This window comes from Parashewanella curva (genome assembly GCF_003675895.1).
GTDB classification, from domain to species: Bacteria; Pseudomonadota; Gammaproteobacteria; order Enterobacterales; family Shewanellaceae; genus Parashewanella; species Parashewanella curva.
This window is the reverse complement of the sequence record NZ_ML014842.1, coordinates 1-12,307: the sequence shown is the minus strand read 5'-3', so window position 1 is coordinate 12,307 and position 12,307 is coordinate 1. Positions and strand designations below refer to the sequence as shown.

Annotated in this window: 13 protein-coding genes; 3 read left to right on the top strand and 10 right to left on the bottom strand. The window is 39.9% G+C overall.

Features of this window, described 5'->3' with window-relative positions; genetic code table 11:
• Positions 1-255 precede the first annotated feature (255 nt).
• Entirely contained in the window at positions 256-1,251 is a 996-nt protein-coding gene (locus D5018_RS18840) for an ankyrin repeat domain-containing protein (RefSeq protein WP_121840534.1), read from the top strand.
• On the opposite strand, the gene csrD is transcribed toward D5018_RS18840, so the two are convergent.
• The 3 genes from csrD to D5018_RS18825 form a co-directional block, all read right to left on the bottom strand.
• Complete coding sequence (gene csrD / locus D5018_RS18835; RefSeq protein WP_121840533.1) at positions 1,248-3,158, bottom strand: RNase E specificity factor CsrD; 1,911 nt, start codon at positions 3,156-3,158, stop codon at positions 1,248-1,250. The genes D5018_RS18840 and csrD overlap by 4 nt on opposite strands.
• Before the next feature lie 156 nt (positions 3,159-3,314).
• On the bottom strand, positions 3,315-3,587 hold the full coding sequence (locus D5018_RS18830) for an HU family DNA-binding protein (protein WP_121840532.1): 273 nt from the start codon (positions 3,585-3,587) through the stop codon (positions 3,315-3,317).
• A 222-nt stretch (positions 3,588-3,809) separates the two neighbouring features.
• On the bottom strand, positions 3,810-4,205 hold the full coding sequence (locus D5018_RS18825) for a hypothetical protein (protein ID WP_121840531.1): 396 nt from the start codon (positions 4,203-4,205) through the stop codon (positions 3,810-3,812).
• Between the two features lie 184 nt (positions 4,206-4,389).
• Here D5018_RS18825 and D5018_RS18820 point away from each other — a divergent pair, with 184 nt between their 5' ends.
• Positions 4,390-4,923, top strand: coding sequence for a DUF3016 domain-containing protein (locus D5018_RS18820; RefSeq protein WP_121840530.1), 534 nt, complete (start codon positions 4,390-4,392; stop codon positions 4,921-4,923).
• A gap of 202 nt (positions 4,924-5,125) precedes the next feature.
• On the opposite strand, the gene D5018_RS18815 is transcribed toward D5018_RS18820, so the two are convergent.
• Positions 5,126-5,437: a prephenate dehydrogenase gene (locus tag D5018_RS18815; RefSeq protein ID WP_121840529.1), complete on the bottom strand. Its 312-nt coding sequence runs from the start codon at positions 5,435-5,437 to the stop codon at positions 5,126-5,128.
• Between the two features lie 44 nt (positions 5,438-5,481).
• On the opposite strand from D5018_RS18815, the gene D5018_RS18810 reads away from it, so the two are divergent.
• A complete protein-coding gene (locus tag D5018_RS18810) occupies positions 5,482-6,333 on the top strand; it encodes a TraB/GumN family protein (RefSeq protein ID WP_121840528.1) in 852 nt (283 codons plus the stop codon).
• Between the two features lie 6 nt (positions 6,334-6,339).
• On the opposite strand, the gene D5018_RS18805 is transcribed toward D5018_RS18810, so the two are convergent.
• From D5018_RS18805 to D5018_RS18780, 6 genes are all read right to left on the bottom strand, one after another.
• On the bottom strand, positions 6,340-7,716 hold the full coding sequence (locus D5018_RS18805) for a glutamate decarboxylase (protein ID WP_121840527.1): 1,377 nt from the start codon (positions 7,714-7,716) through the stop codon (positions 6,340-6,342).
• 112 nt (positions 7,717-7,828) lie between these two features.
• Positions 7,829-8,602, bottom strand: a complete 774-nt coding sequence (locus D5018_RS18800; protein WP_121840526.1) for a methyltransferase domain-containing protein — start codon at positions 8,600-8,602, stop codon at positions 7,829-7,831.
• 57 nt (positions 8,603-8,659) lie between these two features.
• Positions 8,660-9,904: a malic enzyme-like NAD(P)-binding protein gene (locus D5018_RS18795; RefSeq protein WP_121840525.1), complete on the bottom strand. Its 1,245-nt coding sequence runs from the start codon at positions 9,902-9,904 to the stop codon at positions 8,660-8,662.
• A gap of 610 nt (positions 9,905-10,514) precedes the next feature.
• The gene (locus D5018_RS18790; protein WP_121840524.1) at positions 10,515-10,832 is read right to left on the bottom strand and encodes a hypothetical protein; all 318 of its coding nucleotides are present in this window, start codon (positions 10,830-10,832) and stop codon (positions 10,515-10,517) included.
• A gap of 85 nt (positions 10,833-10,917) precedes the next feature.
• Positions 10,918-11,679: a group II intron maturase-specific domain-containing protein gene (locus tag D5018_RS18785; protein WP_207819384.1), complete on the bottom strand. Its 762-nt coding sequence runs from the start codon at positions 11,677-11,679 to the stop codon at positions 10,918-10,920.
• Between the two features lie 142 nt (positions 11,680-11,821).
• The coding region (locus D5018_RS18780; RefSeq protein WP_279386891.1) for a group II intron maturase-specific domain-containing protein at positions 11,822-12,307 on the bottom strand (486 nt) is incomplete at its 5' end.

Genomic DNA, 12,307 nt, shown 5'->3' with positions numbered 1-12,307 from the left:
ACTAAATATTTGGTCAGCATGACATACTGGGAAGATCGGTCAAATGATCATTGAGGATCAAGTAAAATGGTGACTCAACCGTTGCTATTTTAAGCAGATTGAGTCAGATGGGCTGAATAGTTACAAAAAAATGAACAACACGAATTCAAATTAAGATCATATAAATTTCATAACCAGCCTGTTGTAGTTGCGAATTTCTCTCAATCCTCAACAACTCATGGTTCAAGTGAACTAGAAAACTATACAGTCGATATATTGAGCTTAAATATATCCCCACTTGACGACATAAAAGTTCATGCTTTTTGCGAGTTTTTGCTTCAAAGACTTAATAAATCATTTAAAGAAATTCTAGCTTGTTGCGTACAAGGAAATATTCGTAGACTACAAGAACTCATCCGCACAGGTGTTTACCTACAAGCTCGTGATCACAAAGGACATACCCCTCTGCATCAGGCTTGCATTCACAGCAATTTAGCTTGTATAGAATTACTGCTGAAACAGGGGATACCAATTGATACTCCCGATAACTTTGGCTACACCTCACTTCAATTAGCACTCATTCACCATAAATTTGACGTTTATCAATTTTTGTTAAAAAACAAGGCTGATATCACAGCAAGAGATAAGGAAGGAAAGAACATAATGCATCATGCTGCCTTCGAAGGCGACGCTTTACTGGTAGACATGCTCATAAAGAATCATTCTGAGCTAGTCTCAGTACTTGATAACGAAAAAAACTCAGTTTTCCATTATGCCGCTAATAAAAAGGATCCTGCGGTTATGGCGCTGCTTTTAACAAAACCGTCCTTAGTACTTTTAGACCACCAAAATAATCTGGGACTACGTCCATGGCATTTTGCTGCCGCGCATGGGAATAATTTAGTTTTAGAGCTGCTAATTGACAAAAAACCAGACTTAATTCATTCAATATGTAAAAACAAAGGCACACCACTCCATTATGCCTCCGCCAATGGTAGAGTTGACTGCATACACCTCCTTCTTAATCATGGTAGTGATATCAATGCAAAAGGAATATGTAGGATGAGCCCCATAGAATTGGCTGCAAGGTGCAACCACTTGAGTGCTATCAATGCATTACGAACTCGAGGGGCAAAACTATCGATACCTTCTGCTTCACTCTTTGCTCTGCAAAATCGTAAGTTACAAATTCTCAAAGCATCATATTCAAAATTAGATTATCCAGACTCAATTTATTACCAAGAGGATGCAGATGAGTGGATTGGGTTCTAAGACAATGCACACAAATCACTAAACAGCAGCCCCTGACCAGCACTTACTCCTAATACTCTAAGCGTTTGCCACTCTTCAAATACTTCTACGCCTTCTGCAATAATTTTGGCATCAGTACGGTATAAAGCACCATACAAACTTCGAACAAACAGCTGATTTTCAGGACGAAGGTGGATCTGCCTTACTATCGATCTATGTAGTTTTACATAGTTTACTTTCATTTCTTTTAGGTACTGGCTACCAACCACCTGTTGACCGACACTATCTATACTGATTTTCGCGCCTAATGAAGATACCAAAGCAAACACTTGGTTGATTTCGGCTGCATGTTTTACCGCAACTGGCTCTGAAACCTCAAAAATAAGTTGTGGAACGTATGTTATTTGTTGATTTAAGAAACTCGTTAACCAATCTCTAAATGACTCACTTAATAAAGAGTCTACATGCAAGTTAATGCAGTATTGAGATTGCTTGCTGTGCTTTTTGCTTAAATGTAATCGCAGTAAAGATTCTATCGTCAATCGATCAATCTGTGGCATTAATCCACACTTGGCTGCCATTGCCGTATATTGTGAAGCTCGAATAAAGCTATCTTTAGATTCTTTGATCCGTGAAAACACTTCAAAATACAAGGTACTTTGATCGATATCGATAACCTTTTGCACAAACGCTACAAAGCGCTGTTTTTCAATGGCATTCTCTAATAAGCTACGCCAGCGCACCGAACCTTTTCTTACATCTTCAATCAGAAACTCTTTTTCATACATAAACCAGCTGCTATTTCCCTGAAATTGAGCAGCCCTTAACGCCATTTCCGCTTCTTCTAACGTTGATTTACTGTCATCTCCAACACTAAAGAAAGCCCCACCAATATGGAAAAAGTCATCCATTCGCTTAGAAGTAGGCAAAGGCAATCTTAAGCAAATTTTTAAAATACGAGCGGCTAATGTATCTGCTTCTTGTAATGATAATTGGGGAATTACGATGGCAAACTGATTGAAGGTTCTACGAGCCACAAAGCTATTGGCTTGGCTTTGAAGCGCAATGTCAATGGCACTTAAACAAGTCGTTAAAAAGCTTCGAATCGCATCTTCACCCTCTTCTTGTTGTAGTAAATCCAGATCTTCCATTTCAAGAAAATAAATCACACCATTAGAGAGCATCCCTTGCTCATTAGATAGTGCAGCTAATCGATTTTTAAGATACAGCCGGTTACCAATCCCCAGATCAGGATCTAAAAAGGTGTTACTACGAATGTACTTATCGAATCTCGATCTTTCTTTGTGGGCATCTTTAAGTTCTTCAAGCAACAAAGTCATAGCATGATTAATGATCCTAGGTTGCCCTCGTCCTTTTTCTGATAGCGCTTGATCAAATCGCTTTTCAAGGATCATTTGCCCTCTCGCGGCTAACTCTTCAACACCGTTCAGTTGATTTTCTATCCAGCGATAGCCATAGAAAGTAAAGAGCCCAATTAACCCCAAGGTTACCAACAGCAAAATCAGTTCAAATTGGCTGATCTGATGCTGTATGTATGGTGATTCGAGTTTTAAAGTGACATTAATCGAATTGTTTTTATCTAAACTAAATTGATATTCATTGAAGAAGCGAGTCTGAATATTACCTTGATAACGAAACAGAACCTTATTTTCTTTACTGACCTCAAAGCTTACTGTGTTATAGCTCATCAATACTGGCGGGAGCCAGTCGTCTAAATTCCATTGAGTATGCTGATGTCGATGTTCCATAAGCATGCTTTGCAACTCGTCGACTTGTTTGCTTTGTAAATTATTGGCTAAATGAAAAAAACTTAAGAGGGAACTCGAAATAAACACAACCGCTACTGCCGAAAGAGACAACAGCCAAAATAAGGCCAGCTTTTTGGTGAGAACTCGAGTTAGCTTCATACAAGGTCCGATGTAATTGACACTTTTGTAACAATACTTTCTGAATTATTCGTGAAGCGGCTACAAAAGGCAATTGGATCTGATCAAATATACCGAAATGAAATGCCCAAAACGAACAAAGCCTCCAAAAGGAGGCTTTGTTGGGTTATGGGTTAATTATTTAACGCCATCTTTTAACCCTTTACCTGCTTTGAACTTTGGTACTTTCGCCGCAGCAATTTTAATTTCTTTACCTGTTTGTGGATTACGGCCGATACGTGCAGCCCTTTTTGAAACATCAAAAGTACCAAAACCAAGAATGGATACTTTCTTCCCTGATTTTAATGCCTTGGTAACGGCACCTTCAAAAGCACTTAGAGCACGGCCAGCATCAGCTTTTGTTAATTTCGCTTCTTTGGCAATTACTTCAATTAATTCACTTTTATTCATATTTTGTCTCTTCTTTCAATAGATGATCAAGGTGGTTAAGCATTGTCAGTTTTTGGCTTAACGACCCATAACAAAGAGATAACTGAGCTGAGCGCTCTCTATCCCACCTTATGTGCACTTTATATTGAATAATTTGGACTGAAACGGCTTTTATACAGGTTCAATAACGACTAAAGCGAAGCAACCATAGAGTAGGCTGCTTCCCTAGTATAGACGCAGTTTTTAATCTGTTGCAGTAAATCTTGAAAAATATCGTCGATTTTCTTTAGAAAATGCCACCCAGAACTGGAAAACCAACAAAATGACCACAGAAATTGATAATGGTATCAATGGGATATTAATACCTTTAAAGGTAATAACTACATCATCAGGGTTTATCTGATATGCAATAAACCCAACAATAGAGAAACCGCATATTCCGATTAACTGGATGGCGAGATAAATCTTCAACAAAATTAAAGTCCAAGATTTATGGGTAAAAACTCCATATAAAATCGGTAAAACACCAAAGGTAAATAATTCTATTACACCCGCATCAAATATTCGCCATACGCCGATAATCGCCACCAAACAATACATGAAACTGAGTATTTTCAGAGATAACGTTGTTTTTTCCATTCTTCCCACCAAAAATGCTATACTTTTAATCGTTTTTAGATTGATAAAACTTAATTGATACCTAGGAACTTTGTCGTATCTTCACTATTCTAAAAGTGCATGTTTATGCTGCCCACCTTCATCATCCCTCCGGTGAGCGACATGATGTTACTGCAATCAAAAACACAAACTATAGGAGTCCCACATGAAGCACCTCATTTATGCATTCACCGGTTTGTTCCTACTTGCAGGTTGTGCCTCAAAGCCTGCGCCAGAGCCAACTATGGTAACAACCACCTCAGGTAAAGTAACCATAAACTGGAAAGAGCCTTCAAAATTCACCGACATAAAATCTTCTGGTGAGTTACAAAGCCGATTCGAAAAACGCCTGTTTGATAGCCTAACTAAAGACATTGATAAAACAGCGTCCAAGTTCCTTAGACCCGATCAAAAGCTCGAGCTAAAGGTAACCAACCTCGATTTAGCTGGCGATGTTCGCCCAACCTTTGGCGCAACCAGCGATGACATTCGAATCGTAAAAGGAATTTACCCACCTAGGATAAAATTCAGCTATAAAGTAACCGTCCATGGCAACATTGTTAGTTCAGGTACTCAGAATTTAAGTGATCTTGCTTTTCAAGATCGTATTGTGCGCGACCTCGATAGACCGTTCGTTTATGAGAAAAACCTAATTAATCGCTGGTTAACACGTACTTTGAAACCTCAGCTGGCTAAATAAACTATTTAACCTCAGGTCTGTATAACGAAATCACTAACATTTTGATTTAAAATATAAACCTTAAACTTTTATCTACAGTGCTGCTAATTTTGTGTAGTTCAAGGCAGAACAGTTCGTAATAGCTGGTCTATTACGGGCTGTTTTAACACAGAAATACGCATACGTAGCTGTGCTGTAGAGGTTGGCTTATGCAGAGCTGAGGTTATTTAACCTGTTGTTTAAATGCTTGCTGAGTTTGTAACACAACACCAAGTCTAGCGACAATCTCTGTAATATCAGATTCCGCTAGATTTGGCATTTGTTTTAATTCTTCAAACTCTTCCACTAATTCCAGCACATAAGGTTTAAAGCGGTTACTTTTGGTAACAAACCCCATATCTTCATTAAATATTTGAGAAAATTTACCTTTACCTTCTTGCTTTAAACCATCTAGTTGGCTGTCAAGATCAATGGCTTTACGATAAGCTAACTGTAGATTTTGATGGATTTGCTCAAGCACCTTTTGGTATGACATCGATGAAGCTCTTTGTAATAAATAATTGAGGAATTATATCTGATATGAATCGTCAAAACATGACCCTATGTGGGCTTATGTTCACTGCCCTTATATTTTGCACTTCAGCATGGGCAAAACTTACGGATACCCCTCCTTTTTATAAGGTTGAATATCAAGGAAAAACCGCCTTTTTACTTGGCTCGGTTCACCTTGGTAAAAAGGACTTTTATCCTCTGCCGAAACCAATTAACCAAGCTTTTATCGACAGCGAAACATTAGTGGTTGAAGCCTTGCCAGATGACAAAACCACCAGCACAATCCTTAAAGCTCAAACAGCAAGCACACTACCAGTGGCTAAGTCACAAGGTTACATCAATTTCTGTGAGTTGCATTTATTGCTATGCCAAGCAATTGAGCATATGCCAATGTGGATACAAGCCACTCAAATCACCTTATTTAGGTTGTCCCATTTGGGCTATCACCCAAACTTGGGGATAGATATGCACTTTATTAATCGAGCCAAAGATAAACACAAAGCCCAACTTGAAAGTATGGAATATCAACTTAAGTTACTCAATACTATCGACAAAAAAGCTCAGTTATACATGCTTGAGGAAGCCATTTCTACCCCTGAAGATCAACTTGAAAATTTGTTTATTGCTTGGCGAAAAGGGGATAGCGAGAATATCAATTCTGCCGTAAAAAACTCCATGAGTAATAGCATGCTCAAAAAGCTGTTGTGGCAGCGTAACAAACCCATGAGTGCAGGGATCATTCGTTTAATGAAAAGAGCCAAATCAGGGAAATCAATTTTTGTAGTAATTGGCGCAGGTCACCTAGAAAGTGACCACAGCGTCAATCATTATTTAAAACAAGCAGGTGCTAAGGTCGAGAGTGTATGGCGAAAGCCATAATAGGCATCAATGTTTAAAGCTACCCGCTTCATTTTCATTCAGCGAAACACTTACAGGATGCGCTGTTAAGTGTTGAATAGCTTGTTTGTAATCCTCAAGCAACAAGCTCGCAAGATCAAAACTAAATCCACGTTTTACAAGGATTCGCTGTACCACAGTTTCCTGCTCGTTAGCAGGCATAGAGTAAGCAGGCACTAACCAACCTTGATTGCGCAACCTGTCGGCTAAATCATACAGCGTAAAATCTTTAACATGGGGCTTTAGTTTCCAGCTTAACGCAGGAATGCCACCATCACCGTTATAAATGATGTCGAAATGCCCCATTTTGTTGATTTCGTCAGCCAAAAACATCGCTACTTTGCGGCAATTATCATGAATGGCCGCGTAGCCCTTTCTACCCAAATGTAAGAAGTTATAGTATTGAGCAATAATTTGGCCACTGGGTCTTGAGAAGTTCAGGGCTAAGTCGGGCATGTTACCGCCCAAATAATTTACATGAAAAATCAGATCATCGGGTAGATCGCCTTCTTCATGCCACATTATCCAACCAACACCAAGCGGAGTTAAGCCAAACTTATGGCCAGAAGCATTAATGGATCGCACTCTATCTATGCGAAAGTCCCATTCTAACTCTGGCTGAATAAAGGGAGCGATAAAGCCACCACTGGCGGCATCAACATGCATGGGGATGTTATGCCCCGTCTGTCTCTGAAAGTCATCTAATGCAACGGCGATATCTTTAACCGGATCGTATTTGCCTGTAAAAGTGATCCCCAGTGTAGCAACCACACCAATGGTGTTTTCATCACAATGCGCTACAGCTCTCTCTGGTGTGAGATGATACTGATCTTTCTCAATGGGCACTTCTCTAAGCGTAACCCCCCAATACCGAGCAAACTTGTGCCAACACACTTGTACAGGACCTGTAACTAGGTTCGGTTTATCAACTGAAAGACCTTGAGCTTTACGTTTCGCTTGCCACTTTCTTAATAATGAAAGCCCTCCAAGCATCGCAGCTTCGCTCGATCCTGTTGTCGAAGTACCAATAGCGCTTTTCGTTTCTTTACTATTCCAAAGGTTAGAAATGATATTGACACAACGTCGTTCAATTTCTGCCGTTTGAGGATATTCGTCTCTATCAACGATATTTTTATCAATGGCAATCGACATTAAATCAATCACTTCAGGTTCAAACCAAGTTTGGCAAAAAGTAGCAAGATTCTGTCTAGAATTACCATCCAACATTAATTCGTCTTTGATCAGTTGATGGATAATATTACTGGGATGCGAATCATCGGGTAGACGGTGTTTTTCAAGTTCATGCTGGGATTCTGGTGAGCTGAACACAGAAGATTCTGAACTGTCGTGCTTTTTGTGTAACATTACTTCCTCCAACGTATAGAAAAGGCAAAGAAATCACGCTACAAAAAGCTTAACCCATGATCCTATAAAGTACAGTTCTACACTTGACGTTCTGCTAACGCTCTGTCAGCTGTTATTCAGACTGACCAATGATATGCACATAGCGCCCCAATGGAATGTAATTTTTATATTTTGAGTATTCCAGCTCCATTCTGATCAGCTGAGCATTATCTAAGGTCTGGTTTTTACTTAACTTTAGATAGTCATTAATGACCCTTACGCCACTGCGACAAACTTCTTGAAAGCCCCACTCTTCGATCCATGACTCGACGTCTTCAATAAACAGGGGATACTGAGGAGTAAGTCTGACGGGCTTTTTTACTTTTAATCCAGCTTCAACATAATCGAAGTTGCCAGATACTAGGCTATGAAAACGTTGGGCCTCTTTGTTGTAAAACATTAATGACAGGTATCCATTAGGTTTTAAAAAATCCAATAGCCCTTTGACTGTCGCTTTGGCATCTACCAACCACTCCACAACAGCATGACACAGCACTAAATCGAACTGACCTAACGCCTCAACCGATAAATCTTGAATAGAAGATTGAATTATAGTGATGTCTAATACTTTTTCATTATCTTGGATTTGCTGCTCAGCCAGTGCCAGCATTTCAGCAGAAATATCACATAACACAATACTATGTCCTAGCTCAGCTAACTGTTGACTCAAGTAACCAAAGCCTCCACCAGCATCTAATATTCTTAATTTACCTGTTGTTAAGCTGGGTATGCTTTCAAACAAATCTCGCTTGAGCACTTCAATACGAATTTGTCCTTTAGCCGTACCATAAATATTTTTGGAAAACTTGGTTGCTAGCGAGTCAAAATTTTTATCTTGTTTAGCCATAACGCATAAAAAAGAGGGCTTATGCCCTCTTATCACTCAATTACTTTGGTTATTTAATTATGCCATATAGTTTTCAGGTAAGGCGATTTTCGCTACCCCTGATTTTACTGCAGCTTCGGCAACGGCTTTAGCTACGCGTGGCAATAAACGAGGATCCATTGGTTTTGGAAGCACATATTCTGAACCAAATTCCATGCTGTCCACACCTTCATAAGCATCAAGTACACTTTGAGGTACTGACTCTTTGGCTAGTTCAGCTAGTGCGTGAACCGCTGCGACTTTCATCTCATCATTAATTTCAGTTGCACGTACGTCCAAGGCACCACGGAATAGGAACGGGAAACACAGTACGTTGTTCACTTGGTTAGGGTAGTCACTGCGACCCGTACCCATGATCACATCAGGACGAACCGTTTGTGCTAGTTCAGGTTTGATTTCAGGATCTGGGTTTGAACAAGCAAACACTACCGGCTTCTCTGCCATTAGCTTAATGTCTTCTTCACCTAGAAGATTTGGTCCTGATAAGCCTAAGAATGCATCAGCACCTTTGATCGCATCTTGTAAGGTGCGTTTATCGGTATTATTGGCAAATAACGCTTTATAAGCATTTAAATCATCACGCTGAGTGTGAATGACGCCTTTACGGTCAAGCATGTAAATGTGTTCACGCTGCGCACCACATTTTACCAGCATCGTCATACACGCAATCGCAGCAGCACCAGCACCTAAACAAACAAAAGTGGCATCTTCAATCTTCTTATCTTGAATTTCTAAGGCGTTGATCATGCCCGCAGCCGTAACAATTGCAGTACCGTGTTGATCGTCATGGAATACGGGTACACGGCAACGCTCAATTAATGCCTTTTCAATTTCAAAGCATTCTGGTGCTTTAATATCTTCGAGGTTAATGCCACCAAAAGTATCAGCGATAGCTGCAACAGTATTGATAAAATCTTCGGTAGTATTGTGCTTAACTTCAATGTCTGTTGCATCGATATCAGCAAAGGTTTTAAACAATAACGCTTTACCTTCCATTACGGGTTTAGACGCTAATGGACCTAGATTTCCTAATCCTAAAATCGCAGTACCGTTTGAAATGACCGCAACTGTGTTTCCCTTAGAGGTATAACGGTAAGCATTCTCAGGATCAGCTGCAATCTCTCGTACTGGCTCCGCTACACCAGGGCTATAAGCAAGAGATAAGTCATGGCTTGTTTTAGCTGGCTTAGTTAAAGTTACGGCCATTTTTCCCGGTACAGGGAGTTCATGATAATCAAGTGCTTGTTGGCGAAAATCCGACATGAGAGTGTCCTAAAATGTGTATCTGAATACAAGATGATAAAAAGTTAGCCCATTTTTTATGAATATAAAGATAGCGATCTTCATCACATAAAAATTGCTGCACATTCTAGTCTCTGACAGGGCTGCAAACAAGTTATTTCAGGTCTTACATGTTAACAATATCTTATTGATTATATTGGTTTTATTTTTGTTAAAAATGTTAAAAAGACGATAAGATTTGAATTTGTGAAATTGATTTACATTTTGGAAATTAGAGCAAAGTTTAAACTTGAAGATGATAACTTTAAGCAGTAAAAGTAGCAGGTTTTGATCGTATTCATTCAATTTACTTCTAAAACAACAGTCATGATACCTTTAGCATAAAAACAAAAAATGAATCTGAATTGGCGAGTTCAAAATTCGTTCAAAGAGGTTCGACCAGAAAACCTTTCTACTTGAGTTTCAGCATGGCACAAAAAAAAGCGCCCATAGGCGCTTTTTTCATTATCAGTAAGCCGCACGTCGGGTAAGGAACAACCATTACTGGTTGTCCCTCCCCTAAGAACTGTACGTGCGAGTTTCCCCGCATACAGCTCAAGCCTTTATAAGTCAGCTTTGAGGCTGACCAGCATTAAAAGCATTTAGCATTATTCCTTATGAATTTAGTGTCAGGGTTTACCAGTTGAATCCTCTTAATGTCACGATCCAAAGCATCGTCCGCTTCTTTCTGTGATTTAAAAGGACCTTTTCTGGAATCTCCGTAAAATTCACCGTATGCAGTTCCTACACTAGGTTCCACCTTACATTTTACAATCCCTGAAAATCTAAACTCTGCTGGCATCATTTGACTCCCAGCTCTGGCATAAGAGAAATACCAGTAATTTCCCTCTGATGCGAAGGAAGGAGCCGTCATTACCAAGAGAAGTAATGTTATTGCTATCTTGTTCATATCGAAATACCTCGTTAATTGCAAACAACCTGTATAAATAAACAACATGTTAATTTATACAGTACAACACTCAGTACTGTAAAGCTTAATTTGAACAATTATGAATCTGCCTATGGCAGTTAACATGCAACATCATCAAATTCGAGATATCGTCCGTGCCACCATCAACCCGTCTAATGATATGGTGTATATCCCATTCATCTTCTGAGCTAAATTGCTGGCGACATACCGCACACCTATACTCTTGCCTTTCAGCAAGTCGCCACAACTTCCCGTTACCTTTCACCGACTTTTTAAGCCGTTGCATCTTCAGACGTTCAAAATATTGTTCGTCCTCTGGTAGGTAACAGTTAGCCGTTGCCCGAATTTTCACATGCTTTTCGATTTTTACTCTCACTGCATAATACAAGCGGTAGTAATCCTCGGCTTCGCCCTCTTTTGGTGCGCAAAATACCCAATTCCTAGCGCCTACTGTCTTAAAATATTTCATCTTAATCCAGCGTTTTCGGCGATTATTATGGATACGTTTGCACCATTGCCACAGCATTTTCCAAATCCTGTAGTCCACATATCTAAATGTCTCACTCGAACAAACCCAGCGATGGTAATTAGTCCATCCCCGAATCATCGGATTCAGCTTGCCAATAATGACTCTAGCTGGCACCGTTTTGTAACGTTTGAGTACATCTCGTATGTTTCGCAGAAACGTCTGTACGTTCTTACGGGCAGGCTTTATCAGCATTTTGCCATCGTATTTCCGTACATTCTGCCCCAGAAAATCAAACCCATTTTCGATGTGCGTAATGAGCGTCTTTTCATCTGAAAGCGTTAACCCTCGTTCGGCCATAAAAGCTTTCACTAAAGGTAATACCTTCTCTTCGAGGAGTTCTTTCGAAATCCCCGTTATGATGAGGTGAGTAGCCCACGGGAACTTCCCCCGCAGGCTCTCTCAGAACCGTACGTGAACCTCTCAGCTCATACGGCTCCCATTATCCAACCATCGGCCTGACACCAAATTTCCAGTGTGGAAACAGATATGGAAATTTCTTTGCAATATCTCCAAGTCGGTGTTCGGCTCTTCTTCGATGTCCTTTTAACTTTTTATATTTCCGCATCGCCCACAAACATAGCTTGTTGTTGATTTGCCTCAATGTCGGGTACATGGCTGATTTGTAAAAACGTCCATAGTAGTTGATCCACCCCTGTATTTTCGCCTTAAACATATTCGCTAAATCATACAGCTCTTTATCACTACGAAGTTGTAACCTCCAGCTTCTTACCTCCTGCCTGATGGATTTTGCTGCTATCGGGCTTATCGCTGGTGAGAAGTTTATGAAGTGTTTCCCATAGCGATTCTTTGATCTCCTCGGTCGAAAGTTATATCCAAGAAAATCAAAGCTGGTTACAGGGTGCTTATCTCTACGCTGGTCGTCTTTGCAGTAGACAATTTTCGTCTTTTTCGGATGCATCTCCAA

Coding starts and splice junctions, on each gene's coding strand:
- D5018_RS18795 (WP_121840525.1), bottom strand. CDS start 9,904: ATGTCGGATTTTCGCCAACAAGCACTTGATTATCATGAACTCCCTGTA.
- D5018_RS18820 (WP_121840530.1), top strand. CDS start 4,390: ATGAAGCACCTCATTTATGCATTCACCGGTTTGTTCCTACTTGCAGGT.
- D5018_RS18815 (WP_121840529.1), bottom strand. CDS start 5,437: ATGTCATACCAAAAGGTGCTTGAGCAAATCCATCAAAATCTACAGTTA.
- D5018_RS18800 (WP_121840526.1), bottom strand. CDS start 8,602: ATGGCTAAACAAGATAAAAATTTTGACTCGCTAGCAACCAAGTTTTCC.
- D5018_RS18830 (WP_121840532.1), bottom strand. CDS start 3,587: ATGAATAAAAGTGAATTAATTGAAGTAATTGCCAAAGAAGCGAAATTA.
- csrD (WP_121840533.1), bottom strand. CDS start 3,158: ATGAAGCTAACTCGAGTTCTCACCAAAAAGCTGGCCTTATTTTGGCTG.
- D5018_RS18790 (WP_121840524.1), bottom strand. CDS start 10,832: ATGAACAAGATAGCAATAACATTACTTCTCTTGGTAATGACGGCTCCT.
- D5018_RS18785 (WP_207819384.1), bottom strand. CDS start 11,679: ATGGCCGAACGAGGGTTAACGCTTTCAGATGAAAAGACGCTCATTACG.
- D5018_RS18810 (WP_121840528.1), top strand. CDS start 5,482: ATGAATCGTCAAAACATGACCCTATGTGGGCTTATGTTCACTGCCCTT.
- D5018_RS18825 (WP_121840531.1), bottom strand. CDS start 4,205: ATGGAAAAAACAACGTTATCTCTGAAAATACTCAGTTTCATGTATTGT.
- D5018_RS18805 (WP_121840527.1), bottom strand. CDS start 7,716: ATGTTACACAAAAAGCACGACAGTTCAGAATCTTCTGTGTTCAGCTCA.